The following is a 24,738-nucleotide window of genomic DNA, read 5'->3' on the forward strand; positions in this document are numbered from 1 at the left end:
GTCTATAATAATTTGACCGCAAGACAAACACCCTTATAACAGGCCTCTCCTGTAAGAGCATAGACCTCAGCTTGAAAACCGCGTTAGGCGAATATGCAAAGTAACTACAAGAGCAGGAATTAGTGCCTTCAAAACACGGCCTTTCGTTGACGCTATAACACTAGAGACTCTACAATAGCCCCTGATAATTTTAGTCATATTGCAAAGGTTCCTTTCATGGTTTTACCTGATAAGTTTATTTTCTCGATGAGTCGAGTGTCTAAGGTTGTGCCGCCTAAGCGCACCATCCTAAAAGACATTTCTCTGCACTTTTTCCCTGGCGCAAAAATTGGTGTACTTGGTCTAAACGGCTCGGGTAAATCTAGCCTGTTGCGTATCATGGCCGGCGTTGATAAAGATTTTGAAGGTGAGGCTCACCCTCAGCCGGGCGTAAAAATTGGTTATCTGCCGCAGGAGCCGGTACTTGATGAAAGCAAAACCGTGCGTGAAGTGGTTGAAGAAGCGGTAAGCGAAGTTAAAAACGCCCTGACTCGCCTTGATGAAGTGTACAACGAATACGCCATGGAAGATGCGGACTTTGATGCCCTGGCCAAAGAGCAAGGCGAACTTGAAGCCATTATCCAGGCGCATGACGGTCATAACCTGGATAACGCCCTAGAGCGTGCCGCCGATGCCCTTCGTCTACCTGCATGGGATGCAAAAGTTGAACACCTTTCCGGTGGTGAGCGTCGCCGTGTGGCGATTTGTCGTTTACTACTTGAAAAGCCAGACATGCTTATTCTCGACGAACCAACCAACCACCTGGATGCAGAATCTGTAGCCTGGTTGGAGCGCTTCCTGCACGATTATGAAGGCACAGTAGTGGCGGTAACCCACGACCGTTACTTCCTTGATAACGTTGCCGGTTGGATCTTGGAACTTGACCGTGGTGAAGGTATTCCATGGGAAGGCAACTACTCGTCATGGCTAGAGCAAAAAGATGCCCGTTTGCAGCAAGAGCAAAAAGCGGAAAAAGCACGCCAGAAATCGATCGCTCAAGAGCTTGAGTGGGTGCGTTCAAACCCTAAAGGTCGTCAGGCCAAGTCTAAGGCGCGTATGGCCCAGTTTGCCGAGCTACAGCAAAGCGATTACCAAAAGCGTAACGAAACCAACGAGCTGTTTATTCCACCGGGTCCACGCTTGGGCGATCAGGTAATCGAAGTTAAAGGTCTGAACAAGAGCTTTGGCGATCGCCAGTTGATCGACAACCTGGACTTCACCGTGCCTAAGGGTGCTATCGTTGGCATTATCGGTGCTAACGGTGCCGGTAAATCAACCCTGTTCAAAATGCTGAGCGGTGAAGAGCAGCCGGATAGCGGTGAAATCACTATTGGTGAAACCGTGGAGCTGGCGACCGTGGATCAGTTCCGTGGCAATATGGACGAAACCAAGACCGTATTCCAAGAAATCGCCGACGGCCAGGACGTGCTAAAAGTAGGTAACTTCGAGTTCCCAAGCCGTGCCTATGTGGGTCGTTTTAACTTCAAAGGCAATGACCAGCAGAAGTTTGTAAAAGACCTGTCAGGTGGTGAGCGCAACCGTTTACACCTTGCCAAACTGCTTAAGGCCGGCGGCAACGTATTGCTTCTGGATGAGCCTACCAACGACCTGGACGTAGAAACTCTGCGCGCCCTGGAGAATGCGATTTTAGAATTCCCGGGCTGTGTTATGGTTATCTCGCACGACCGTTGGTTCCTTGACCGTATCGCCACCCATATCCTGGATTACCGTGACGAAGGTCAGATCAACTTCTTCGATGGCAACTACACTGAGTACGAAGCCTGGTTGAAGAAAACGCTGGGCGCCGATGCCGCGCAACCTAAGCGTATTAAATATAAGAAAATTGGTTAATTAATCAAATGCAAAAGCCCCAGCAATGGGGCTTTTTTGTGCGCCCTGCCCATAGACAAAATTACCCGTCGCCAGCTACACTGACTCAATACCCTGCTTTTTAGGAATGCTTATGCACGAACGTCGCCACTTTACTCGGGTGCTGTTTCATCGCCCCGCCCTAGTCACCGACCATCAAAGCCTCTCCCCCTGCCAGTTACTCGACCTCTCACTTAAAGGTGCCCTGATCAGCCACCCAGAGAACTTTCACCCTAGCCTAGGGGCAGAACTGCAATTGAGCTTTACCCTAGCCGACACAGATATCGACATTCATATGCACACCGAAGTCGCCCATATCGAACAGCAGCATATAGGTTTACGCTGTACACTCATAGACTTAGATAGCGCCACGCATTTAAAACGCCTTATTGAACTTAATGTCGGGGATGATAAGCTATTGCACCGAGAGCTGGTACAGCTGGCCTCGGTGGAACAACAATAAAATAGACTCAGTGAGAGCAGCAATTATGATCATGGAATCCATGCAAGGGTTTATTCCCTTTTTGATGTATTTTGGCCTTGGCTATCTTTTAGTTTTGGCATTTTTGTTTTTATACACCCTAGTCACCCCCCACTGTGAGTGGACTTTGATGAAGGAAAACAATGCCGCTGCCGCAACCGCCTTCAGCGGTGCCTTTATTGGCTTTACCCTGCCGGTTGCCAGTGCCGCGGTGAACTCGGTATCCATTATTGACTTCGCCATCTGGGGTGTCATTGCCGGTGTTATGCAGCTTATTACCTTCTTCTTAGTACGCCTGTATATGCCTAAATTGTCTGAAAAAATTGCCAACGGCCATATGAGCGCCGGAGCCTTTTTAGGTATTGCATCGCTTGCGACCGGAATTCTTAACGCCGCTTGTATTACCTACTAGGGTCTGTTTATCTTTGCGGTTTACTTTATGTTCAATCTAAACGCATTCTGATGAATATAATCACTAATTTATGTGGTCAAATTCATCCATGAAGCTTGGTTACATCGCGCATCCATGCGCTCACCTCGCTAAGCTGCGAAGCATTGCTTCGGTCTTGCTCGCCTATGTTCATAGCGAGTAACACAGAGCAGGATGCGTTTAGATGAACCCGTAGGGCAGCGTTTGTAGCGCATTTCTACTGTGTTGTTACATGTTCATGTAGAATAACTACACCACACATGTGCCGCCTTGTATAAATACACTACAAACTGCTGCAGAAACGAACAACAAAGGTCAACAGACCCTAAGGAGCGGTGATTATGAAAAGGACGAGTAAATTAAAACTGACCCTGATGCTGGGCGCCACAGCAGGGCTTAGCGGCTGTGGCGACTCGGAAGAGCCAGCCTTGCTTTTTAATGATGCCGAAGACTGTATGAGCTTTGGTGTCGAGCAGGAAGTGTGTCAGGCACAGTACCAGGAAGCTCTGGCCAACCATGCCGTTGAAGCGCCTAAATATGTCAACGAAGGGCTATGCGAAAACGACTTTGGTTTTGACCAATGCGAACAGGAAGGCAGTATTTGGCGCCCCATTATGGCCGGCTTTATGATAGCCGCGGTGGCCGAGGCGGTCGATGAAGGCCTCGACCTGATGAAAAAGAAAAAACGTAAAAAATACGCCTATCTGGGCGGTAACTACTACTCGGGCGCCAAGCCTCTGTATCGCTCCCGCGATGACTTTTTCAGTTTCCGCAATGCCAACAATGGCTATATCGGCTCGGTGAATAACCGCGGCACCACCATGGTGAAGAAATCGCAAATCCACTACTCAAGCAAGCCTAAAACCGTGACCAGTTCACGCGGTGGTTTTGGTCGTCGCGCCGCATCTCGCAGCAGCTTTGGTGGTTAGATGTTTCGCCACCCCATCACTGAGCGGTCAGACTTGGCCACTCAGGCCGATTACTTCGGCTTCGAGTTCTGCAATATCGATGGTGAAAAATACTGGGACGAGAGCGCCTATTATCAATTTACCCTGAAGCAGATTGAAAACGACCTGGAAGACCCGACCAACGAGCTGGAGCAGATGTGCCTGGAATTGGTTGATAAGGTGGTTCGGGACGAATACTGGCTCAAGAAATTTGCCCTGCCCGAGCGCTTTTGGGACTTTATCGCCACCAGTTGGCATAATAAAGAGCCCAGCTTGTATGGCCGCATGGATTTTAGTTATCAGGGCACAGGCCCGGCTAAACTGCTGGAATACAATGCCGACACCCCTACCTCCATCTATGAGGCCGGTTTTTTCCAATGGCTGTGGCTGGAGCAACAGGTAGACAGAGGCGTACTGCCAAGGCGTGCGGACCAATTCAACAGCATTCAAGAAGCGCTGATCAACCGTTTTAACCACTTCAGCAGCCAGGATGCCATTCACCTTGTGCACAGCCGCGACTCAATCGAGGACAAGGGCACGGTCGCCTATTTGCAAGACTGTGCTTATCAGGGGGGGATGCCGACCATAAGAATGGCCATTGAGGACATAGGCATAGATGCCAAGGGCCAGCTTACCGACCTTGATGACACACCAATCTCCCAATTATTTAAACTTTACCCCTGGGAAGAGCTGTTTTTAGATGAGTTCGCGCCGCAGCTGTTAAGCACGGACACCCTGTTTGTTGAGCCGCCGTGGAAGGCTGTGCTCTCGAATAAGGCAATTTTGCCTCTGCTTTGGCAAATGTTCCCCGGGCATCCCAATTTACTGCCCAGCTATTTTGCCGGTGAAGAAGGTGACGGGCTTGAACAAGGGTATGTCAGCAAACCACTCTTTAGTCGTGAAGGGGAAAATATTACCTGGGTACACCCCAGCAAGGGCCGCATTCATCAAGGCGGCAGCTACGGCGGTGAAGGCTTTATTACTCAGGCCTTAGCGCCCCTGCCCGTGTTTGCTGGCAACCATACCCTGATCGGCTCCTGGGTGGTAGGTCATAAAAGCTGTGGTTTAACTATTCGCGAGGATAATGGCCCCATTACCAAGGACACTTCGCGCTTTGTGCCTCATATTATTTTGGGCTAAACATTTCGGGCTAAACATTTTCAGATAAACATAGGACACAAAAAAACCGCTTACTTAAGCGGTTTTTCTAACTCTGGTTACAGAATCTGATTCTCTTTCCAGGCCTGCTCTTTAGCCATGCGCTTTTTACGCTTATCGCACGGGTCGTCGCAGTCACAGGCTTTTTCTATGCCTACAGAGCCCAGGCCACCACAGCTGCTGGCCATTGATTTGCGTTGAACGATAACACCTACCGCCATCGCCGCGATAATAATCAAAAGCAGACCAAAGGTAAGAAGAAATAGCTGCATTGTCTGTGCCCCTTAAAAATGACAATCAACGGCTTGTCTCAAGCCACGGGCGCTATTATACGCCCGCTTTAACCTGACTACAAATATGGCTTAAACGCCGGACTTGAATAGGTTTTTAAACCGTCCGGTGTTTTGCTGATCAAATACACGGGTAAGTTATTGGCCTCGGCATAGGCTTTAGCGCGCTCAGTGCCCATTACCGTCAGCGCTGTAGCCAGACCGTCGGCAGTCATGGCGCTTGGGTGCAACACGGTCACCGACACCAGGTCATGCTTAATCGGCATACCAGTTTGCGGGTTGATCAGGTGGGTGTACACCTCACCGTCCATTTCGTAGAAAATACGGTAATCGCCTGAGGTAGCCACACCCATAGAGCCCGGCTCTATGGTGCGATGGATTTTACGCTCGCCCTTTGGTGCATCCGGTTGCTCAATGGCAATCACCCACGCCTTATTCCCCGGTTTGTGCCCAGCAATACGCATCTCACCGCCAATCTCAACCATATAGTTGGCTATGCCTTGGCGCTCAAGTAAATCTGCCACCTTGTCGATACCAAAGCCTTTAGCTGTGGCTGAAAAGCTCAGCTCCAGACCATCTACCGACTTGGCCAAACCCTGCTCGTTTAGGGTCAGCTTATCAACGCCGATATTGGCTATCATGGCATCAAGCTCAGCCTGCGTAGGTCGCTGCGTTGGACGCTTATCCGGGCCAAAGCCCCAAAGGTCAATCAGCGGCCCCATGGTCACATCCAGGGTCTTGGTAGAGAAACCCAAACGGATAGACTCCGCCGTCACGGTGCGAAAGTCCGCGCTGATGGCCATCACCTCACCCGCGCTTAAGCGGTTAAACTGGTTTATTTCCGAGTCGTGAATATAGGTCGACATGGACTGGTTTACGGCTTTTAAGGCCTGCTCTATATCACCATGCAGGTTCAGGGTCGCCAAATGCTCGCCTGGGGCATAGAGCTTGATGTTATAAGTGGTGCCCATGGTTTTACCATGGAGCAGTAACTCTTGCTGCTCGGGCTCACCAGCTTTATCACAACCACTCAGTAAACTAAGGGCGAAAAACATCAAGGTCGCAATACGAAGAATAGGTTTCATCTGTAATACTCGCGTGAGAAAAAGAAAAGGCTTCCTAACCTTAGCTAGGAAGCCCTTATATATAATGTTAACGATTATACATCGCTAAATTAGCCGCCGAAGTCATCCAGTAGGATGTTCTCGTCTTCAACACCTAAATCTTTAAGCATGTTGATAACGGCCGCGTTCATCATAGGTGGTCCACACATGTAGAACTCACAATCTTCAGGCGCGTCGTGGTCCTTCAGATAGTTGTCATACAATACGTTGTGGATAAAGCCAGTGTAACCTTCCCAGTTGTCCTCTGGTTGAGGATCTGAAAGAGCTACGTGCCATACGAAGTTATCGTTTTCAGCAGCTAGGCCATCGAAATCTTCTACATAGAACATTTCGCGCTTAGAACGTGCACCGTACCAGAAGCTCATCTTACGCTTAGAGTTAAGACGCTTAAGCTGGTCGAAAATGTGCGAACGCATAGGTGCCATACCTGCACCACCACCTACGAATACCATTTCTGCATCTGTGTCTTTGGCGAAGAATTCACCGAACGGACCAGAAATAGTTACCTTGTCGCCTTCTTTCAGTGACCAGATGTACGAAGACATCTTACCGCAAGGCAGGCTTAGGTTGTTTGGCGGCGGAGTCGCAATACGTACGTTAAGCATGATGATGCCGAACTCTTCTGGGTAGTTAGCCATTGAGTACGCACGGATTGTTTCTTCGTCAACTTTTGACTCTAGTTTGAAGAAGCCAAAACGATCCCAGTCTGCACGATATTCTTCAGGAATATCGAAGTCAGCGTATTTAACATGGTGAGCAGGCGCTTCGATCTGAATGTAACCACCGGCACGGAAAGGTACAACCTCACCTTCAGGGATAGCTAGTTTCAGTTCTTTAATGAAGGTTGCCTTGTTATCGTTAGAGATAACAGAACATTCCCACTTCTTGATACCGAAGATAGACTCTTCAAGTTCAATTTCCATGTCGCCTTTAACGGCAACCTGACACGCTAGACGACAGCCATGACGGGCCTCACCTTTTGAGATGTGGTCAAGCTCGGTCGGTAGAATGTCACCACCACCCGATTTCACATCTACGCGACACTGGCCACATGAGCCACCGCCACCACAAGCAGACGATACGAAAATACCGGCATCCGCTAGTGCACCAAGTAGCTTGCTACCCGGTGAAGTTGTAATTGCCTTTTCAGGATCGCCATTGATCCCGATGGTTACGTCACCTGTGGGTACTAGCTTAGATTTAGCTGCGATAATAACTAAAACCAAGATAACCACGATAGCGACGAATACACCTACGCCTAAATATACCTCAAGCATGATTTCTCCTCGCTACCTTATAGTGAAATACCAGAGAATGACATGAAGCCAAGACCCATTAGACCTACAGTGATAAAGGTAATACCTAGACCACGTAGACCATCTGGAACGTCTGAATACTTCATCTTCTCACGGATACCAGCAAGCAATGTGATTGCTAGTGCCCAACCTACACCTGAACCTAGACCGAATACTACAGACTCACCAAAGTTGTAGTTACGCTCTACCATGAAGGATACCGCACCGAAAATCGCACAGTTAACCGTGATCAATGGTAGGAAGATGCCCAGCGCGTTGTATAACGGCGGGAAAAACTTGTCTAGTGCCATCTCTAGAATCTGTACTAGGGCAGCAATAACGCCGATAAAGGTTAGGAAGCGTAGGAAGCTAAGGTCAGCTTCAGGGAAACCTAACCACTCAAGTGCACCTGGTGCCAATACCGCGTGATAAACCACTTGGTTTACTGGTACTGAGATACCTAATACGAAGATTACCGCAATACCTAGGCCTAGAGAGGTTTTAACTTTCTTAGAAACCGCTAAGAAAGTACACATACCCAAGAAGAAGGCAAGCGCAAGGTTTTCAATGAAAACCGCTTTAACAAATAAGTTAAGATACTGTTCCACAACTCGCCCCTTATTTCGCTTCTACTTGGTCTTTCTTGTAAGTACGAAGTACCCAAATGAATAGACCGATGATGAAGAATGCACTTGGTGGAAGGATCAATAGACCCATAGGCTGATACCAGCCACCGTTTTGCACCAGTGGAATGATTTCCACATCGAATAGTGAACCTTTACCGAATAGCTCACGGATGAAACCAACAGTCAGAAGCACTACTGAGTAGCCTAGACCGTTACCAATACCGTCAAGGAATGACATCACTGGTGGTGACTTCATTGCGTATGCTTCAGCACGACCCATTACGATACAGTTAGTAATGATTAGACCAACGAATACAGAAAGCTCTTTTGCAGTAGCATAAGAGAATGCTTGTAGCACCTGATCAACTACGATTACCAACGAAGCGATGATTGTCATCTGTACGATGATACGAACGCTTGATGGGATCTGGTTACGGATCATCGAGATAAATAAGCTTGAGAACGCTGTTACTAGAGTCAATGCGATTGACATGATCAACGCATTTTTCAAGCTTGAAGTAACCGCCAGCGCAGAACAAATACCAAGTACTTGCAGGGCGATTGGGTTATTAGCGAAGACTGGTCCAAATAGAACCGACTTCATTTCTTTAGTATCAGCCATTATTTCAACGCTCCTTCACGTACTTTCGCAAGGAAAGGACCAAAGCCGTTATCACCTGTCCAGTAGTCAACCGTGTTATCAACACCGTTTGACGTTAACGTTGCACCAGATAGACCGTCAACTTGGTTGTCGTTCTTCGCGCCGTTTTTCACTAGATCTACAGGAAGCTCTTTACCTTGCCACTGAGCCGTCCAAGTTGGGTTTTGAATTTCGCCACCAAGACCTGGAGTTTCATTGTGCTTGTAGAAGATGATATTTTTAACAGTCTCACCGTCGTTTTCCAGCGCTAGGAAACCGTACATAACACCCCAAAGGCCGTAACCTTGAATAGGCAGGATGATTGATTTCACAGAACCGTCTTCAGCACGGCTGATGTATACAGGCGCCTCAGTTGTACGACGTTGGATACCCGCTTTATCTTGAGCTTTAGTCAGTTTGATGCTCATTGCCGCATCGAACTTACTTTTCTCAAAATCATACGCCTTGATCCAATCTACACGTGCTTGCTCTGAATCGAACTGCACTTGTTGGCCATTTTCAACATTAACAACCAGGGTTTCGATGTTTGCATCAAACGTAGATTGCACGTTTGTAACACCTTCAAAACCAGCTGCGGCTAGGATATTGCTTTGAATATCTTTAAGCTTGTTTTCTTGCTGTAGAGGACGTAATTGTACTGATGCAAACGATACGATAACCGCACACACCAAACACAATGCTACAACTACACCAAGTGTTTTGCCGATTGATTCGTTTTTACTAGCCACGTGCCAATCTCCTCTTGATGTTTGACTGCGCTACGAAGTGGTCGAATAGCGGCGCGAATAAGTTAGCAAACAGGATTGCTAGCATCATGCCTTCTGGGTACGCAGGGTTCACTACGCGGATCATTACCACCATGAAACCAATTAACGCACCGTATGCCCACTTACCTTTATCGGTGAATGACGCTGAAACTGGGTCGGTTGCCATAAAGAACATACCGAATGCGAAGCCACCAAGTACTAGGTGCCAGTGCCAAGGCATGTTGAAAGCAGGGTTAGTTTCAGAACCGATGAAGTTAAGTAGCATTGCAGTTACCACCATACCTAGGAAAGTACCTAGTACGATGCGCCACGAAGCAATACGCACATAAATAAGGAATAAACCACCGATAGCGATAGCCAGTGTCGAGGTCTCACCTACAGAACCTTGAATGAAGCCGTAGAAAGCGTTAAACCAAAGATCCATGTTGGCGTAATCCAGTGCACCCGTAGCCGCTTGGCCTAGGTAAGTTGCACCAGAGAAACCGTCAACCGCTGTCCATACCGTGTCACCTGAAATCTGCGCAGGGTATGCGAAGAATAGGAAAGCACGACCCGCTAGTGCCGGGTTTAGGAAGTTACGGCCAGTACCACCGAATACTTCTTTAGCAATAACAACACCGAAGGTAATACCTAGGGCTACTTGCCAAAGAGGAATAGTCGCCGGCAGGATTAGCGCGAAAAGAACAGAAGTTACGAAGAAGCCTTCGTTTACTTCGTGCTTACGAACCGATGCAAATAGCACTTCCCAGAAACCACCCACAGCAAACGTTACTGCGTAAATTGGTAGGAAGAAACAGGCACCGTAAAACATTTTCGCACCCCAACCCGAGTCAGCGGTTAGTTCACCACCGAATAGTTGGAATAAAGCTACTTGCCATGTATCGCCAAGGGCAAAGCCGTTCGCAATTGCGTCAGCCGCTTGGTGACCAATGTTGAACATGCCAAAGAACATGGCTGGGAACGTCGCCATCCACACTAAAATCATAATACGTTTTAGGTCGATGTTATCGCGAACGTGAGTACCGCCTTTGTTTACATAGCCTGGTGTGTAGAAAATAGTCGCAGCTGCTTCATACAGTGCATACCATTTTTCGTGTTTACCGCCAGGTTCAAAATGCGGTTCGATGTCTTCTAAAAATTTCTTCAAGCCCATCTTAACCTTCCTTCTCGATGGTTGTCAGGCAGTCACGAAGGATTGAACCGTACTCGTATTTACCAGGACAAACGAAGGTACACAATGCTAAATCTTCTTCGTCTAGCTCCAATGCGCCAAGGGTAATTGCGCTGTCTAAGTCACGTGCAATAAGGTCACGTAGCAGTAGCGTAGGCAAAATATCTAGCGGCATTACACGCTCATAGTTACCAATTGGAACCATGGCACGCTTAGAACCACCTGTAGAGGTAGTCATATTGAATAGACGACTTGGTGCAAGGTGACTAAGGAAGGTGCGCGTTACAGAGAACTTGTTGCTACCTGGTGCAATCCAACCAAATAGTTCCTTCTCACGACCTTCAAGCAGTACCGACACCTGCGTGTGGTAGCGGCCTAGGAAGGCGTGTGGACCAATGGCGTTAGTACCAGAAAGCACTGAACCAGAAATCACACGGTTATCACCGTCTTCTAGTTCACCCGCAACTAAATCGTCTAGTGCAGCACCCATGTGGGTCTTAACTAGGCGCGGGTTCTTAACGCGAGGACCGGCTAAAGAAATCACACGATCTGTGTAAATTTCGCCAGTTAGGAAAAGCTTACCGAAAGCAATCACGTCCTGGTAACCTAAGTGCCAAACCTGCTTAGAAGCAGATACTGGGTCCAGGTTATGGATATGAGTACCAACAAGACCGGCTGGGTGCTTACCACCGAACTCATGTACTTCAACAGAAGCAACAGATGAGCTAGGTACTTGCGCGCCTGCTTTCTTACATACGTACACTTTACCTTCGGTAAGGCGTGAAACCACGGCCAGACCGGCTTCGAAAGCGTCAGCATTTTCGGCAATCACAACCACAGGATCTGCAGCTAGCGGATTGGTGTCCATGGCAGTTACGAATACTGAGCTAGGCTTAGCATCGATAGCAGGAACTTTGCTGAAAGGACGAGTACGTAGTGCGGTCCATTGACCAGACTTAACAAGTTGATCGACAACTGTGTCGTGATCTAGGCTTGCTAGTTGGTTTTGGTCGAACTTGGCAAACGTTTCTTGCTCAGTGCCATTAACTTCAATAACAACTGATTGCAGTACACGTTTTGCACCACGGTTGATTTCTTTTACTACGCCGGCAGCCGGTGCAGTGTAGATTACGCCAGGATTCTTCTTGTCTTCAAAAAGAACTTGGCCTTTTTTGACTTGGTCATCCACACGAACTCGCATGGTTGGACGCATGCCGATGTATTCTTCACCTAGCACAGCTACTCGTTTAACGGGTTGACCGTCATGAATAACTTGCTGAGGTGCGCCCTCTATCGGTAGATCCAGACCTTTTTTTATGTTGATCATACGCACTTGCATTACATTAAAGGAAAGAAACTTAAAATCTCACCAACCGCGCCGCTTAGCATCGACCGACTGGTACCAAACCGCGTTGTTGTTGATGTATGGCCAACTCCCCTTATAGACGTTTTAAAAACATCAAAATGAGCAATTATCAACCTACATCAGTAATCCAAACGGTATAAAAGAGCACCTATGCCGATAGTGATTCAAGCAACGCAGCCAACTTGTCACACATCTGCCGAATTTTAACATCATTCACGGTGACTATGCGAGTTAAAAAGTAAAAATTATCCAAGGATCAGCGGCGTTCTTGAATGAATAAACTTCAATATAGACCAAAGTCTTAATTCCACGTGATCAATTGTGACTATTTACCCTGCATCCTTCTTGAGATACAAAAAAGCCAGTATTAAGACTGGCTTTTTTTAGTTTATGCAACCGCTATTAAAGCAGGTTGTTGATGGCCACATCCGGGTTCACATCCGCGTCATAGTCAACGCCGGCTAAATCAAAGCCGAATAGGTGTAAGAACTCTTTGTGGTAACCCTCATAGTCGGTTAGCTCGTCTATGGTATCGGTATCAACCGTATCCCAAATCGTCTGAATGCGTTGCTGCACATCGTCTTCAAGCTCTTTGTAGTTCTGGAACAGGTGACCGCCATCATCAAAGCGTGGCGTTTCACCGTACAGGTTCTCTTTGAATAGCGCGGTAATTTGCTCAATCGTGCCTTCATAAGTGCCATCTTCTTTCATCACTTTAAATAGTGCTGAGATGTAAAGCGGCATAATTGGAATGGCCGAGCTTGCCTGCGTTACTACTGCATTCAGTGAGCTTACATAGGCTTCGCCAGATAGGTCAGCAGTCGATGCTTTGATCTCTTCTACGGCGCGGTCCAGGTCTTCTTTGGCTTTACCAATGGTCGCATGACCATAGATAGGCCAGGTCAGCTCTTTACCAATGTAGGTGTAAGCAGTGGTTTTGAAGTTGTCGGCCAAAACACCGGCTTCGTTAAGGGCATCGATCCACAGCTGCCAATCTTCACCACCCATCACTTTAACCGTGTTGGCGATTTCTTCTTCGCTGGCTGCTTCTACGCTTACTTCATCGATAATACGCTTTGAGGTATTCAGGTTCTTAGTGGTTATGCTTTCACCGATAGGCTTAAGCGTTGACGAGTAAGTTTCACCTGTTTTCGGATCAGTACGACGTGGTGACGCCAAAGAGTAGATAACCAGGTCAACTTTACCCAGCTCATTCTTAATGGTGTCTATGGCTTGCGCTTTGATCTCATCAGAGAAGGCATCGCCATTGATATTCTTAGCCCAGATACCGGCTTCGTCGGCTGCCTGTTGGAAAGCTGCAGTGTTGTACCAGCCTGCTGAGGCGGTTTTCTTCTCTGTGCCTTCTTTTTCAAAGAACACGCCCAGCGTTTTAGCGCCATAGCCAAATGCCGATACGATACGAGATGCTAGGCCGTAACCTGTTGATGAACCAATGACCAAAACGTTTTTTGGACCCTGGCCCAAGTCACCTTGGCTTTTTACATATTCTATTTGTTGTTGTACATGTGCCGCACAGCCTGCTGGGTGTGCGTTAGTGCAAATAAATCCACGGATTTTAGGCTTAATGACCATGATAAAATTCCATATCTTGCCGAAAAATTAGCGCTAGTGTAACGACTATTCCCCACTACACAGGTCTGATGACTCACGCCGGGTGTTTAATTATCAAATTTAGAGCCACCTAAACAGCTCGGCGATTCAGGGGCTAGCCCTTGCTTTTCGCTGAACTCTTCAGGGGTATAGGCATGAATAGCCAACGCATGAATATGCTCGCGCAGCTCCTCGGCCAAAATTTCGTTAATGGCGCGATGGCGTTGCAGCAATCGCTGACCGCTAAACTGCTCACTGACCACCACCACCTTAAAGTGGGAATCGCTGCCACGGGCATGCATATGGCTTTCATTTTCAACCCGCAAATGTTTACAGGGAATAGCGGCGCTGAGTTTTTCCTCAATACGCGTTTGCATAGACATAATTTATAGTGCCTGCCAAATACTTAGGTGAGGCTACTATAGCAAAGACGAATCAATGTGGCGAAAGGTTAAATTGATGCGCCCCTGCGTCACCTTGCGTTGCTTGGGCAGACTATGGGCATAACAGCGCTGGCTTTGCCCTTTCATGATAAGCAGGCTGCCATTGGTCAAAGCCAAGTCGGTTACCTCGCCGCTTTCCTTATGACGTAGCTTAAATTTGCGCAGCGCTCCTAAAGATATTGAGGCGATTACAGGCTCAAGGCCCAACTCGGGCTCATCGTCACTGTGCCAGCCCATGCAATCCAGGCCATGACGATAGTAATTAACCAAGACCGCATTAAAGTGACAGCCAAGGGCAAGGTTAAGGCGCTGGCGCATGGCGTCGAGCTCAGGTACCCAAGGCGCGGGCTCAAAACGCTGCTGGGAATATTCATAAGCACTGTCGGCATCACCCATATAAAGCTGCAAGCGCGGGATAGCGTGCCACTTACCATAGACTAAAATACTGGGTTGCTGCCAGGGCAAGGTATCACGTAAATGACAAAACAAGCGCTGTGCCTTAACCCCTCCAAGGGCACGGGGTTGATAGCTAAACATGCTCGCCGGTAAGTTCGCTGGCAATTGGTCGTTGTTTTGGGGGTGGGCGTTGGCACGCATCGTGATAAACTAGCGCCATTGTCAGTTAAACCTAAGTGCTCATGATAACATCAGCTCAACTAGGTGGTAATACCTACCACTTACATCGCTTGCCTTTACAACAGAAAAACCGCAGCCTGCAGGCCTGGGATGCGGCGGATGAATACCTTGTCGACTATATTAACGAGCATCATGCTGATGCCAAGCGCTTGCTGATCCTCAATGATGACTTCGGCGCCCTGGCCTGCGCCTTTAACCAGTTAACTTCAGATTCAGTTAGCGACTCGTACATTGCTATACAAGCATGGCAGCATAATCTCAAAGAAAATAACTTGAATACCGAGCAACTTACGCCGCTGACCAGCCTTGAGCCGCTTGCCGATGATTACGACCTGGTGATTGGCAAAATACCGAAAAACAGCGGCTATCTGCAGCACCAATTGACGCAATTATCTCAAACCCTAAAGCCGGGGACGCCCCTGGTTCTGGCAGGCAAAACTAAGGCCATTCATAACTCAACCATTAATCTGGTGGAGCGTTATATCGGTCCGGCCAATACCACCTTGGCGCAAAAGAAAGCACGCCTTATCACCGCCACCATGCACAATAAAGCGCAGCAAAGCCCCTTCCCCAAAAGTTGGCAGCTTGAAGGCAGTGCTTTTACCTTGATCAATCATGCCAATGTGTTTTCCCGCGACTCTTTGGATATAGGCGCACGCTTTTTCAGTAATTACCTGCCGCAGTCGAAAAAGCCCATTCGCATTATCGACCTTGGCTGTGGTAATGGTGTGATTGGTCTGCAAACCTTAGTTAAATGCCCCGAGGCAGAAATAACCTTTGTCGATGAGTCGGCTATGGCGGTGGCCTCGGCGCGCCAAACCATTCTAGAGAACCTGCCCGATGAGCTGCACCGTTGTGAATTTATCCATAACGATTGCCTAAGCGGTTTTAATCCCCAAAGCTATGATTTGGTGTTATGTAACCCACCGTTTCATCAACAAAATGCGGTAACCGACCATATCGCCTGGCAGATGTTTAATGATGCCAAAAAGGTATTGCGTCCCGGCGGTGAGCTTCGTATCGTAGGCAACCGACACCTTGATTACCATGAAAAACTAAAGCGCTTATTCGGCGACTCCAAGCTCCTTGGCTCAAACAAGAAGTTTGTCGTGCTGAGCGCGAAAAAATAATAGGATAATTATGTTTAACCGTTTTTCACTGCTAGCTATTATCGCTTTGAGCACGGCACTTACAGGATGTAGCAACCGCTCGGCACAAGCCATCTTAGACCCTTTCTACCAAAGCGGTCAGTTTACTAGCTATAACCAAAGCTTGTCACTGCAGGTGATTGACCAAAGAGCTAAGGCTCCAACCATTTCCATTGCCCAGGGCGAAAATCGTTATTTAATGTCCACCCCGGATTTAAATAACAAGATGCAAAAGGTTTTTACCCAGGCACTACAGGCTAACGGCGCCCAAATCAGTACCATGGCGGGCACCCGTATGCAGGTGGCCATTCACACCTTAAACGCCACCGTGATGCAAAATACCGTGGATCACTACAGCGAGGCGCAAATCGCCCTGCAGGTGTTTGTCGAGCGCAATGGTAGTCAGTTCAATAAAATGTATAATGGGCAAAGCCAGTTTCGCGGTCCCTTTGGCTATGATCAGGCCAAGGTTGAGGCGCAACTAAATAAACTTATCGAACAGCTTGTGGCACGCATTATGAGCGACCCTGAGCTTAACAATTACATGCAAAAGGGAGCGATATGAACACTCGCCTCATCAGTGCCTTTTTTACCTTCTGTGTCTTGCTAGCGCCCTTGGCGCACGCGGCGGTACAGGGTGAATTTGTGCAAAAGAGCAATTTATTTCCCCGCGTTGAGTTCACGACCAGCCTTGGTAAAATCACCGTTGAACTAGACCGTTCGCGCGCGCCACTGACGGTGAATAACTTTCTTACCTATGTGCAAGATGGCAGCTATAAGGGCTCGGTGTTTCACCGTGTTGAGCGCGATGAAGAAAACGAGCGCGACTTTGTGATCCAAGGTGGCGGCTACGACAAAGATTATGACGGCCTGCATGAGAACGACCCTATTTTTAATGAAAGCGGCAGCGGTCTGAAAAATGATATGTACACCATCTCCATGGCCTATCAAGACAGAAAGCCGCACTCGGCCACGCGTCAATTTTTCTTCAACATGGATAACAACGACCACCTTAACCCAGGCAGTGACTGGGGCTTTTCGGTGTTTGGCTCCGTAGTGGAAGGCTTTGAAACCTTAGATAAAATCATGCGCGTTGAAACCGACTTTCAGGAGAAAATCGGTTACTCCTATGTCCCCAAACAAGCGGTGATTATTTATGACATCAAGGTGCTAGAGGCACAGCCGTACTAAATCTATCAGGGCGAACTTAATCGCCCTTTTTATTCTCGATAATAAATAATAAGAACAAGCATGAGCCACATCGCCCTCTTTTTCCGGGACTTCACCCAGCACTTTCGCGACCGCCGCCTGGTTACCGTGTTTATCTTTGGTATCAGCAGTGGCTTTCCCTGGGTGCTAACTGGTTCGGTAATGAGCGCCTGGCTTTCAGACGAAGGCCTCACTCGCTCCACAATCGGCCTGTTCGGCATGGTCGCTGGCGCCTACTCAGTTAACTTTTTATGGTCGCCCCTGGTGGACCGGGTGCGCATTCCACTGCTCACAGATTGGCTGGGCCAACGCCGCAGCTGGATCTTATGTTGCCTCTGCATTGTCTTTGTCGCCACCTTGAGCATGGCCTTTGTTGATATCAGTTCACAGCTTTTTGTTGTTGCCCTGTTGGCGCTGATTATTTCCATCACCTCGGCCACCCAGGATATTGCCATTGATGCCTATCGTATTGATATTTTGGCCGAAAATGAAAGCGATAAAATATCAGCGGCGGCGGCCATGGCAACCAGCGGATGGTGGACCGGCTATGCCCTGCTCGGCGCCATGCCCTTTTATGCGGCGGATATTCCCGGCATTGATTGGCCAGATGTGTATCTGGCTTTGGCGGTTATTGTGGCGCTTTTGATCGCTTATGTGTTTTTTGCCCAGGAGCCCGAGTCAAATCGCGAACATGTGCATGCCCAATTGGAGCAACAATATCAACAGCAACTTTGTAAACATGCCTCCATTTTACCGCGCTGGGTGAATATAGTGATTGCCTGGCTTGGGGTCACCATTGTCGAGCCGTTGCGCAGCTTCTTTGCCCGTAACGGGGTTAAAACCGCCCTGGCCCTGCTGGCCTTTATCTTCCTCTTTAAGATTGGCGAGGCCTTTTTGGCGCGGATGTCCATCGTCTTTTATAAGGAAGTGGGTTTTAGCAACTCGGATATTGCCACCTTTTCCAAACTCGGCACCGCGGTACTGACCATTATTTTTGCCTTTTTAGGCAGCCTGTTTAACAGTCGCTTTGGCATAGTAAAGGGCTTGTTTATCAGTGGCGTAGCCATGGCGGCATCGAACCTTATGTTCTCCTGGATTGCCGTCGCCGGGCCCAAGCTCTCGCTCTATGCACTGGCCATATTACTTGATGGCTTTACTCAGGCCTGGTCTTTGGTGGCCATGGTGGCCTTTATTTCCATGCTCTGCGATCGCGCCTTTAGTGCCACTCACTATGCCTTACTCGCCTCTTTAGGCAATCTTGGCCGTACCCTACTTTCTGGGTACAGTGGGGTGATAGTCGATGATTGGTTGCACGGCGATTGGTCGATGTTTTTTATTCTTACGGCGCTGATGGTGATACCATCTTTGGTGTTTTTGTTCTTGATACGTAAACGCTTGTATCAGTTAGAGCAGCAGTTTCATGAAAATGTTAAGAAGGCTAAGGGGTAGGAATAATACCAATGCTGTTAAGTATGTGAGCAGAAAGTGCGCTGGATAGATGATATAAACTATGAGCCCTTCCTGGGCTCCAGACATAGGCTTTTAATGCTTATTTGAGTAACGCTAACCCTTCATAAGGATCCACATCCAGTGCTTCGCAATAGCGCAAAAATTCAATCACGTCCAAACGACGCTCCTGATTTTCAATTTTACCTATAAATGAATGCGGCGTACCCAGAACTTGTGCCAAGCTGCGCATGGTATGGCCTTTCTCGTGGCGTTTATCTTTAAGCCACTTGGTTAGTCTTCCATTTTCTTCGGAAGCAACGGTTTTACCCATCATAATTACATCTCCTACTAGATGAATTAAAGTTTCTATAATTATTAGCGAATGAAATTTGCCCGTCTCATTCAGCCTGTATTAAAGCACATGTCCCATTTTAGGTATAGCGTATGTACAAAAGTTTACCTAATTTCGGCGCGAATTGGTTTGCATACCTTGTAGCAATAAAATACTGCAGATAAATTAGATAGATAGCTCTAATTTTCCAGGTCTTAGCTAAGTCTTTAATTTTTCTTTAGAGGGTAGGAATTTTGCGCTAAGATTGAGTTAAATCGCCACTTTTGGGGAAAAGATGTTTCGTTTGCTGTTTTTGTTACCCGTGATTCTTTGCGCGGCTTGGTGGCTGTTTCTCAATGCCAACAATATTCCCCTAAAGCAGGGCCGTAAGGGTTTCTTTTATATAATTATATTCTCATTGTTCGTGTTAGGGTTCTTTACCTTTATGGTGTATATAACGAACAGTGATTTATAGACATCAAATACAAAAAATGCCGCTAATGCGGCATTTTTATCTTTATCGTTTGGTTATACGCTAAAGCTGGCACCACAGCCACAGGTGGTAGTGGCATTCGGGTTGTTTACGAAAAAGCGCGAGCCTTCCAAACCTTCGGTATAATCTACTTCACCATCGACCAGGTATTGCAAGCTCATGGGGTCAACCACTAAGGTCACACCATTTTTCACGATTTGCATATCGCCCGGGTTGGCTTCTTCGGCAAAGGTAAAACCATATTGGAAACCAGAACATCCGCCGCCGGTGACATAAACACGCAGCATTAGCGAAGGGTTTTCTTCCTCTTCGATCAACTGCTTAACGCGCTCTGCGGCGGCATCACTGAATTTAATTGGAACTTGCTCGGACATACCGTCTCTCTCACTACCTATTTGTGCAAATTATCTAATACCCGACTAAGTTAATCAAGTATTGGCTGCACCACCTTGGTTTTTAGCCCCAAAGGCTAAAATACAAAGTCGCAAACCCTGATACTAAACAAGGATTTATTAGATAACGTTTGATAAACTAGTGTTAATAACACTAGCCCCATCACAGCCCAGAGGAATTGGTATGCATCTAGAGGCGCTAAGACGTCGCCTTGCCCGGCCAAAAACATCGGCACAACTGTGCTTATTAGGTATTGCCGCCGGCCTTATCGCTGCGGGGCTGATCATCATGTTTCGCCTGACGATTATCATAGCGCAGAACCTGTTCCTCGATAATTTCGACGACTTTACCACCCTCAGTGAAGTGCAACGCTTTTTACTCCCGGTGGGCGCTGCCTGCGTCATTGCCTTTTTTGCCTATCTGACCGGCTTTAAGCATTATCGTCTGGGGATCCCTTTTGTTATTCACCGTATGAAGATGCACTATGGGCAAATGCCGTTTTACAACACGGTGAACCAATTCTTTGGTGGCGCCCTAGCGCTGATCAGCGGTTTTTCCGTGGGTCGCGAGGGCCCCTCTGTGCATATGGGCGCAACCGGTGCCAGTATTCTCGCCAATCAATTACACTTGCCTTATAACGCCATGCGTACCCTCAGCGGTTGCGGCGTGGCCGCGGGTATTGCCGCGTCTTTCAATACGCCGCTGGCGGCGGTGATCTTCGTCATGGAAGTGGTTATTCGAGAATATAAGGTGCATATCTTCGTGCCCATTATGTTGGCGGCTGTGACCGGCGCCCTGGCCACTCAGTTTGTTTTTGGTGCCGACTCAGAGTTGGCTTTGATAAGCGTAACCCCCTTAAGTTTTTGGCATTACCCTTATCTGGTGATCTGCGGCATGACCTTAGGCGCCGTGGCCTATGCCTTTAATAAAAATCTGATGCTGATTATCCGCACCTTTAAACCTCTTTCCATGTTGCCGCGGTTGTTAATCGCCGGGGTGATTGCCGGTGGCATCGGCTATTTGGTGCCCCAGGCCATGGGCTCGGGCATGAGTGCCATTACCATAGCCATGACCTCCCCGGATAATGTGCAGCTGCTGCTAACCATATTAATCGCCAAGCTGCTGGCCACCCTATTCGCTATCGGCTTGGGGATCCCTGGCGGAATTATCGGCCCGGTTATCGGTTTGGGCGTAGTGATGGGCACACTTATGTCCTTCTTTGCCCATATGGTGGCGCCGGGTACAGATGTGGTCGGTACTTATGGCGTATTGGGCATGGCCGGCTTACTGGCCGCCACCTTGCACGCTCCTTTGGCGGCGTTAACGGCGGTAATGGAGCTGACCTCCAGCCCGCAAATTATCGTGCCCGCCATGCTGGTAATAGTGACCGCCTATGTCACCGCCTTGCAGGTCTTTGGCAATCGCTCTATTTTCTTGCAACAGCTGGATTTTCAAGAGCTCACCTATCAGGTTTCTCCCGCCAAAGAAGCACTGCAAAAGGTGGGTATAATGGCGGAAATGAATGAGAACTTTAAGCTGCTGTACTCCGCCGATAAAGAGCAGATCAAGGAGTCTCTGGCGCACCTTGATGGGCAAACGCCACTTATCGTCTATGACGAAGATAACGGCTATCGCCTTGCCGAATACGATTTAAACCTGATGTCTGAAGAAAACATCAATATTCTCTATGTTGAACTCGATGGTGTAAGCTCTCAGGCCACCTTGGCCGATGCCTTTGATATTCTTAAAGATAAGCGCAGTGGTGCTGTCTATGTGTATGATATGCACGATGAAAAAGAAATCGTCGGTATTTTACGCTGGGATCAAATTCGCCATATCCTCACCATTCGTAACGCCCTATTGTAAAAAGGAAGTCCCATGACCTTAGTGTTAGTTTACAAAGCCCTACACCTGTTTTTTATGGTTGCCTGGTTTGCCGGTATTTTTTATCTACCTCGACTGTTTGTGTACCATGCTCTGAACGAAGAAAAGTCCTGCAGCGCCATGTTAAAAGTGATGGAGCGCCGTCTGCTGTTTTTCGTCACCCCTTTTGCTATTTTAACCGCCGTTTTTGGGGGGCTACTCATAGCGGAATATGGCCGCGAATGGTTCCGCGCCAGCATGTGGCTGCACTATAAACTGGCGCTGGTCTTGGTGCTCTATGCCTACCACGGCTACTGCTTTAAATTACTGGCCGATTTCAAGCATGATCGCAACACCCGCAGTGATCGTTTTTACCGCATTTTTAATGAATTCCCGGTGCTTATCCTCGCGGCCATTATCTTTTTAGCAGTATTGAAACCAGTACTCTAAAAATACCGAAAAATTTGCTATAGTGCGCAGCCAAACGCGGTGGCGTTTAAATGCCAGGGGCGCACTTGTAAATTCGCCCCTTGGTAGAACACCGAATTATTTACTTTAACGTTTGGGACGACCTCCATGCTACGCTTTCAAGGTGAACACATTCTCTCTGTAAATCAACTCGATAGAGACAGTATCGAGCATATATTTGCAGTCGCAAAACGGATGGAACCTTATGCCAAAAAACAAAAACGCACGAAGGTGCTAGAAGGCGCCATTCTTGCCAACCTGTTTTTTGAACCCAGTACCCGTACTCGCGTGAGCTTCGGCACCGCCTTCAATCTGCTTGGCGGTTTAGTACGCGAAACAACCGGCATGCAGAGCTCCGCACTGGCCAAGGGCGAGTCCTTGTATGATACTGCCCGGGTAATTTCCGCCTATGCGGATGCGGTTGCCATGCGTCACCCAGATGCCGGCTCGGTCGCCGAGTTTGCCACCGGCTGTAGCGTCCCCGTTCTTAACGGTGGCGACGGCCCAAATGAGCACCCGACTCAGGCCCTGCTTGACCTGCTAACCATAGACCGCGAGCTGAACCGTTTTGGCCAAAAGGTCGATGGTATGCACATCGCCCTGGTGGGTGATTTAAAATACGGTCGCACCGTACACTCATTATCCAAGCTGCTGTGCCACTACAAAGATGTTCGCTTTACCATGGTGGCGCCGGATGGCCTGCAAATGCCACAAAGCATTCTTGATACCGTGACCAATGCCGGTCACCAAATCGAACTGGTGGATAAAATGGAAGGCAATCTGGCCGCCGATATCGTCTACCAGACTCGTATTCAGGAAGAGCGTTTCCCAAGCCAAGAAGAAGCCAATAAATACCGCGGTGGTTTCCGCATCAGCCAGGCGATCTATAACGCCCACTGTAAGCCAAGTTCGGTATTAATGCACCCATTGCCGCGCGATAGCCGCAGCGATGCCAACGAGCTGGATAACGACCTAAATAGCAACGACAACCTGGCCATCTTCCGCCAGGTACAAAATGGCGTGCTGATCCGCATGGCCTTGTTTGCGCTAACTCTGGGCGTTGACAACCTGGTCGAGAAACACGAGACCAGTGTGCCCTGGTTCAGCCGTAAACGTGAAGATTAATTTGCCAACCTAATAGGAAGCAACATGAGCAAAAGCCAAGATTTATTTACCCGCGCCCAAGCCTCGATCCCAGGCGGCGTTAATTCTCCAGTACGAGCTTTCAACGGCGTTGGCGGTACTCCATTATTTATCACCCACGCCGAGGGTGCCTATACCTTTGATGCCGACGGTAACAAATACATAGACTATGTAGGTTCTTGGGGACCTATGATTTTGGGCCATAACCACCCACAAATTAAACAGGCCGTACATGAAGCGGTTGAGCGCGGCCTAAGCTACGGCGCGCCTACCGAAGCTGAAATCGAGATGGCCGAGAAGGTCAAAGAGCTAGTGCCTTCTATCGACTCAGTACGCATGGTGAACTCGGGCACCGAAGCCACCATGAGCGCCATTCGTCTGGCTCGTGGTTACACGGGTCGCGATAAGATTTTAAAATTTGAAGGCTGTTACCACGGTCATGCCGACTCATTGTTGGTAAAAGCCGGCTCTGGCGCCCTGACTTTGGGCGTGCCTAACTCACCGGGTATTCCTGAAGACTTCGCCAAGCACACACTGACCGTGTCTTTCAACAACCTGGAAGAAGTGAAAGCGATTTTTGCCAAGTACCCAGAAGAGATCGCCTGTATCATCATAGAGCCGGTTGCCGGTAACATGAACTGTATTCCACCGGTTGAAGGCTTCTTAGAAGGCCTGCGTGCAATCTGTGATGAATATAAGAGCGTGCTGATCTTTGATGAGGTAATGACAGGTTTCCGCGTCGCCCTAGGTGGCGCCCAGGCTTATTACAATATCACTCCGGATCTAACCTGTTTAGGTAAGGTGATCGGCGGCGGTATGCCTGTAGGTGCCTTCGGTGGTAAGAAAGAAATCATGGATTACATTGCCCCGGTCGGCCCTGTGTATCAAGCCGGTACCCTCTCTGGCAACCCAATCGCCATGGCCGCAGGTCTAAAAGCCCTTGAGCTGCTGAGCGAGCCAGGTTTGCATGAAGAGCTGGAAGCGAAAAGCAAGGCCATCTGTGAAGGTTTCCAAGCCGCTGCAGACAAGGCCGGTATCCCACTTACTACCAACTATGCCGGTGGTATGTATGGCTTCTTCTTTACTGATGCCGATAAGGTAACCAGTTACCAGCAAGCCACCGAGTGCGACTTAGAGCGCTTTAAGCGTTTCTTCCACCTGATGCTTGAAGAAGGAGTATACCTTGCTCCTTCTGCATTTGAGGCGGGCTTTGTGTGCCAGGCACACGATGACGAAGCCATCGCCCAAACCATAGCGGCGGCCGAGCGCGCCTTCGCTAAGCTTTAAGCACGCTTAAAGCAAACAACAATAAAAAAAACCGCCAAGT

27 protein-coding genes are annotated in these 24,738 nt (G+C 48.4%); 14 read left to right on the plus strand and 13 right to left on the minus strand.

The window, feature by feature from the left end; all coding sequences use genetic code 11:
- Positions 1-216: 216 nt before the first annotated feature.
- From ettA to WCN91_RS00175, 5 genes are all read left to right on the plus strand, one after another.
- Positions 217-1,890, plus strand: a complete 1,674-nt coding sequence (gene ettA / locus WCN91_RS00155; RefSeq protein ID WP_342675418.1) for an energy-dependent translational throttle protein EttA — start codon at positions 217-219, stop codon at positions 1,888-1,890.
- 112 nt (positions 1,891-2,002) lie between these two features.
- Positions 2,003-2,371, plus strand: a complete 369-nt coding sequence (locus tag WCN91_RS00160) for a PilZ domain-containing protein (protein ID WP_342675419.1) — start codon at positions 2,003-2,005, stop codon at positions 2,369-2,371.
- Positions 2,372-2,381: 10 nt separating this feature from the next.
- Complete coding sequence (locus WCN91_RS00165) at positions 2,382-2,801, plus strand: DUF350 domain-containing protein (protein ID WP_233999487.1); 420 nt, start codon at positions 2,382-2,384, stop codon at positions 2,799-2,801.
- Positions 2,802-3,160: 359 nt separating this feature from the next.
- Positions 3,161-3,748, plus strand: coding sequence for a DUF1190 domain-containing protein (locus WCN91_RS00170; protein ID WP_342675420.1), 588 nt, complete (start codon positions 3,161-3,163; stop codon positions 3,746-3,748).
- Positions 3,749-4,906, plus strand: coding sequence for a glutathionylspermidine synthase family protein (locus tag WCN91_RS00175; protein ID WP_342675421.1), 1,158 nt, complete (start codon positions 3,749-3,751; stop codon positions 4,904-4,906).
- Between the two features lie 77 nt (positions 4,907-4,983).
- On the opposite strand, the gene nqrM is transcribed toward WCN91_RS00175, so the two are convergent.
- The 11 genes from nqrM to WCN91_RS00230 form a co-directional block, all read right to left on the minus strand.
- Complete coding sequence (gene nqrM / locus WCN91_RS00180; RefSeq protein WP_105199703.1) at positions 4,984-5,196, minus strand: (Na+)-NQR maturation NqrM; 213 nt, start codon at positions 5,194-5,196, stop codon at positions 4,984-4,986.
- A gap of 77 nt (positions 5,197-5,273) precedes the next feature.
- Entirely contained in the window at positions 5,274-6,299 is a 1,026-nt protein-coding gene (locus WCN91_RS00185) for an FAD:protein FMN transferase (protein ID WP_425415986.1), read from the minus strand.
- Between the two features lie 89 nt (positions 6,300-6,388).
- On the minus strand, positions 6,389-7,615 hold the full coding sequence (gene nqrF, locus WCN91_RS00190) for an NADH:ubiquinone reductase (Na(+)-transporting) subunit F (RefSeq protein ID WP_342675422.1): 1,227 nt from the start codon (positions 7,613-7,615) through the stop codon (positions 6,389-6,391).
- Positions 7,616-7,632: 17 nt separating this feature from the next.
- Complete coding sequence (gene nqrE / locus WCN91_RS00195; protein WP_342675423.1) at positions 7,633-8,241, minus strand: NADH:ubiquinone reductase (Na(+)-transporting) subunit E; 609 nt, start codon at positions 8,239-8,241, stop codon at positions 7,633-7,635.
- Between the two features lie 10 nt (positions 8,242-8,251).
- Positions 8,252-8,881 (minus strand): NADH:ubiquinone reductase (Na(+)-transporting) subunit D, encoded by a 630-nt coding sequence (locus WCN91_RS00200; protein ID WP_342675424.1) that lies wholly within the window; start codon positions 8,879-8,881, stop codon positions 8,252-8,254.
- Positions 8,881-9,648, minus strand: coding sequence for a Na(+)-translocating NADH-quinone reductase subunit C (locus WCN91_RS00205; protein WP_342675425.1), 768 nt, complete (start codon positions 9,646-9,648; stop codon positions 8,881-8,883). Before WCN91_RS00205 ends, WCN91_RS00200 begins: the two co-directional genes overlap by 1 nt.
- Positions 9,641-10,840 carry an NADH:ubiquinone reductase (Na(+)-transporting) subunit B gene (locus WCN91_RS00210; protein ID WP_342675426.1) on the minus strand — a complete coding sequence of 400 codons (1,200 nt, stop codon included), beginning with the start codon at positions 10,838-10,840 and terminating at the stop codon, positions 9,641-9,643. The genes WCN91_RS00205 and WCN91_RS00210 overlap by 8 nt, the downstream gene beginning before the upstream one ends.
- A 1-nt stretch (position 10,841) precedes the next feature.
- The gene (locus WCN91_RS00215; protein WP_342675427.1) at positions 10,842-12,185 is read right to left on the minus strand and encodes a Na(+)-translocating NADH-quinone reductase subunit A; all 1,344 of its coding nucleotides are present in this window, start codon (positions 12,183-12,185) and stop codon (positions 10,842-10,844) included.
- 441 nt (positions 12,186-12,626) lie between these two features.
- Positions 12,627-13,817 carry an enoyl-ACP reductase FabV gene (gene fabV / locus WCN91_RS00220; protein WP_342675428.1) on the minus strand — a complete coding sequence of 397 codons (1,191 nt, stop codon included), beginning with the start codon at positions 13,815-13,817 and terminating at the stop codon, positions 12,627-12,629.
- An 86-nt stretch (positions 13,818-13,903) separates the two neighbouring features.
- Entirely contained in the window at positions 13,904-14,218 is a 315-nt protein-coding gene (locus WCN91_RS00225; protein ID WP_342675429.1) for a BolA family protein, read from the minus strand.
- Between the two features lie 36 nt (positions 14,219-14,254).
- Positions 14,255-14,875 (minus strand): alpha-ketoglutarate-dependent dioxygenase AlkB family protein, encoded by a 621-nt coding sequence (locus tag WCN91_RS00230; RefSeq protein WP_342675430.1) that lies wholly within the window; start codon positions 14,873-14,875, stop codon positions 14,255-14,257.
- A gap of 41 nt (positions 14,876-14,916) precedes the next feature.
- Between WCN91_RS00230 and WCN91_RS00235 the strand changes: the two genes are divergently transcribed.
- From WCN91_RS00235 to WCN91_RS00250, 4 genes are read left to right on the plus strand one after another with little or no spacing between them, the layout of a single operon-like run.
- Positions 14,917-16,044, plus strand: a complete 1,128-nt coding sequence (locus WCN91_RS00235; protein WP_342675431.1) for a methyltransferase — start codon at positions 14,917-14,919, stop codon at positions 16,042-16,044.
- A 10-nt stretch (positions 16,045-16,054) separates the two neighbouring features.
- On the plus strand, positions 16,055-16,627 hold the full coding sequence (locus tag WCN91_RS00240; protein WP_342675432.1) for a YajG family lipoprotein: 573 nt from the start codon (positions 16,055-16,057) through the stop codon (positions 16,625-16,627).
- Entirely contained in the window at positions 16,624-17,253 is a 630-nt protein-coding gene (locus WCN91_RS00245; protein ID WP_342675433.1) for a peptidylprolyl isomerase, read from the plus strand. The genes WCN91_RS00240 and WCN91_RS00245 overlap by 4 nt, the downstream gene beginning before the upstream one ends.
- A 60-nt stretch (positions 17,254-17,313) precedes the next feature.
- Positions 17,314-18,720 (plus strand): AmpG family muropeptide MFS transporter, encoded by a 1,407-nt coding sequence (locus tag WCN91_RS00250; RefSeq protein WP_342675434.1) that lies wholly within the window; start codon positions 17,314-17,316, stop codon positions 18,718-18,720.
- A 100-nt stretch (positions 18,721-18,820) separates the two neighbouring features.
- On the opposite strand, the gene WCN91_RS00255 is transcribed toward WCN91_RS00250, so the two are convergent.
- Complete coding sequence (locus WCN91_RS00255; protein WP_342675435.1) at positions 18,821-19,054, minus strand: helix-turn-helix domain-containing protein; 234 nt, start codon at positions 19,052-19,054, stop codon at positions 18,821-18,823.
- A 292-nt stretch (positions 19,055-19,346) separates the two neighbouring features.
- On the opposite strand from WCN91_RS00255, the gene WCN91_RS00260 reads away from it, so the two are divergent.
- Positions 19,347-19,526, plus strand: coding sequence for a hypothetical protein (locus WCN91_RS00260; RefSeq protein ID WP_342675436.1), 180 nt, complete (start codon positions 19,347-19,349; stop codon positions 19,524-19,526).
- A gap of 53 nt (positions 19,527-19,579) precedes the next feature.
- Here WCN91_RS00260 and erpA read toward each other — a convergent pair whose 3' ends face one another.
- The gene (erpA, locus tag WCN91_RS00265) at positions 19,580-19,918 is read right to left on the minus strand and encodes an iron-sulfur cluster insertion protein ErpA (protein ID WP_342675437.1); all 339 of its coding nucleotides are present in this window, start codon (positions 19,916-19,918) and stop codon (positions 19,580-19,582) included.
- A gap of 202 nt (positions 19,919-20,120) precedes the next feature.
- Between erpA and WCN91_RS00270 the strand changes: the two genes are divergently transcribed.
- The 4 genes from WCN91_RS00270 (at position 20,121) to hemL (ending at position 24,698) form a co-directional block, all read left to right on the plus strand.
- Positions 20,121-21,803, plus strand: a complete 1,683-nt coding sequence (locus WCN91_RS00270; RefSeq protein WP_342675438.1) for a chloride channel protein — start codon at positions 20,121-20,123, stop codon at positions 21,801-21,803.
- Between the two features lie 12 nt (positions 21,804-21,815).
- Complete coding sequence (locus WCN91_RS00275; protein WP_105213214.1) at positions 21,816-22,250, plus strand: CopD family protein; 435 nt, start codon at positions 21,816-21,818, stop codon at positions 22,248-22,250.
- 126 nt (positions 22,251-22,376) lie between these two features.
- Positions 22,377-23,393, plus strand: a complete 1,017-nt coding sequence (locus WCN91_RS00280) for an aspartate carbamoyltransferase (RefSeq protein WP_342675439.1) — start codon at positions 22,377-22,379, stop codon at positions 23,391-23,393.
- A 24-nt stretch (positions 23,394-23,417) separates the two neighbouring features.
- Entirely contained in the window at positions 23,418-24,698 is a 1,281-nt protein-coding gene (gene hemL / locus WCN91_RS00285; protein WP_342675440.1) for a glutamate-1-semialdehyde 2,1-aminomutase, read from the plus strand.
- The last annotated feature ends 40 nt before the right edge of the window (positions 24,699-24,738 follow it).

Origin of the sequence: Pseudoalteromonas qingdaonensis (assembly GCF_038739665.1) — a bacterium.
Lineage (GTDB): Bacteria > Pseudomonadota > Gammaproteobacteria > Enterobacterales > Alteromonadaceae > Pseudoalteromonas > Pseudoalteromonas qingdaonensis.

Excerpts from the sequence above, each read along its gene's own strand:
- ettA (WP_342675418.1), top strand. The coding sequence starts at position 217 with ATGGTTTTACCTGATAAGTTTATTTTCTCGATGAGTCGAGTGTCTAAG.
- WCN91_RS00160 (WP_342675419.1), top strand. The coding sequence starts at position 2,003 with ATGCACGAACGTCGCCACTTTACTCGGGTGCTGTTTCATCGCCCCGCC.
- WCN91_RS00170 (WP_342675420.1), top strand. The coding sequence starts at position 3,161 with ATGAAAAGGACGAGTAAATTAAAACTGACCCTGATGCTGGGCGCCACA.
- WCN91_RS00175 (WP_342675421.1), top strand. The coding sequence starts at position 3,749 with ATGTTTCGCCACCCCATCACTGAGCGGTCAGACTTGGCCACTCAGGCC.
- nqrM (WP_105199703.1), bottom strand. The coding sequence starts at position 5,196 with ATGCAGCTATTTCTTCTTACCTTTGGTCTGCTTTTGATTATTATCGCG.
- WCN91_RS00185 (WP_425415986.1), bottom strand. The coding sequence starts at position 6,299 with ATGAAACCTATTCTTCGTATTGCGACCTTGATGTTTTTCGCCCTTAGT.
- nqrF (WP_342675422.1), bottom strand. The coding sequence starts at position 7,615 with ATGCTTGAGGTATATTTAGGCGTAGGTGTATTCGTCGCTATCGTGGTT.
- WCN91_RS00200 (WP_342675424.1), bottom strand. The coding sequence starts at position 8,881 with ATGGCTGATACTAAAGAAATGAAGTCGGTTCTATTTGGACCAGTCTTC.
- WCN91_RS00210 (WP_342675426.1), bottom strand. The coding sequence starts at position 10,840 with ATGGGCTTGAAGAAATTTTTAGAAGACATCGAACCGCATTTTGAACCT.
- WCN91_RS00215 (WP_342675427.1), bottom strand. The coding sequence starts at position 12,185 with ATGATCAACATAAAAAAAGGTCTGGATCTACCGATAGAGGGCGCACCT.
- fabV (WP_342675428.1), bottom strand. The coding sequence starts at position 13,817 with ATGGTCATTAAGCCTAAAATCCGTGGATTTATTTGCACTAACGCACAC.
- WCN91_RS00225 (WP_342675429.1), bottom strand. The coding sequence starts at position 14,218 with ATGTCTATGCAAACGCGTATTGAGGAAAAACTCAGCGCCGCTATTCCC.
- WCN91_RS00230 (WP_342675430.1), bottom strand. The coding sequence starts at position 14,875 with ATGCGTGCCAACGCCCACCCCCAAAACAACGACCAATTGCCAGCGAAC.
- WCN91_RS00235 (WP_342675431.1), top strand. The coding sequence starts at position 14,917 with ATGATAACATCAGCTCAACTAGGTGGTAATACCTACCACTTACATCGC.
- WCN91_RS00240 (WP_342675432.1), top strand. The coding sequence starts at position 16,055 with ATGTTTAACCGTTTTTCACTGCTAGCTATTATCGCTTTGAGCACGGCA.
- WCN91_RS00245 (WP_342675433.1), top strand. The coding sequence starts at position 16,624 with ATGAACACTCGCCTCATCAGTGCCTTTTTTACCTTCTGTGTCTTGCTA.
- WCN91_RS00250 (WP_342675434.1), top strand. The coding sequence starts at position 17,314 with ATGAGCCACATCGCCCTCTTTTTCCGGGACTTCACCCAGCACTTTCGC.
- WCN91_RS00255 (WP_342675435.1), bottom strand. The coding sequence starts at position 19,054 with ATGATGGGTAAAACCGTTGCTTCCGAAGAAAATGGAAGACTAACCAAG.
- WCN91_RS00260 (WP_342675436.1), top strand. The coding sequence starts at position 19,347 with ATGTTTCGTTTGCTGTTTTTGTTACCCGTGATTCTTTGCGCGGCTTGG.
- erpA (WP_342675437.1), bottom strand. The coding sequence starts at position 19,918 with ATGTCCGAGCAAGTTCCAATTAAATTCAGTGATGCCGCCGCAGAGCGC.
- WCN91_RS00270 (WP_342675438.1), top strand. The coding sequence starts at position 20,121 with ATGCATCTAGAGGCGCTAAGACGTCGCCTTGCCCGGCCAAAAACATCG.
- WCN91_RS00275 (WP_105213214.1), top strand. The coding sequence starts at position 21,816 with ATGACCTTAGTGTTAGTTTACAAAGCCCTACACCTGTTTTTTATGGTT.
- WCN91_RS00280 (WP_342675439.1), top strand. The coding sequence starts at position 22,377 with ATGCTACGCTTTCAAGGTGAACACATTCTCTCTGTAAATCAACTCGAT.
- hemL (WP_342675440.1), top strand. The coding sequence starts at position 23,418 with ATGAGCAAAAGCCAAGATTTATTTACCCGCGCCCAAGCCTCGATCCCA.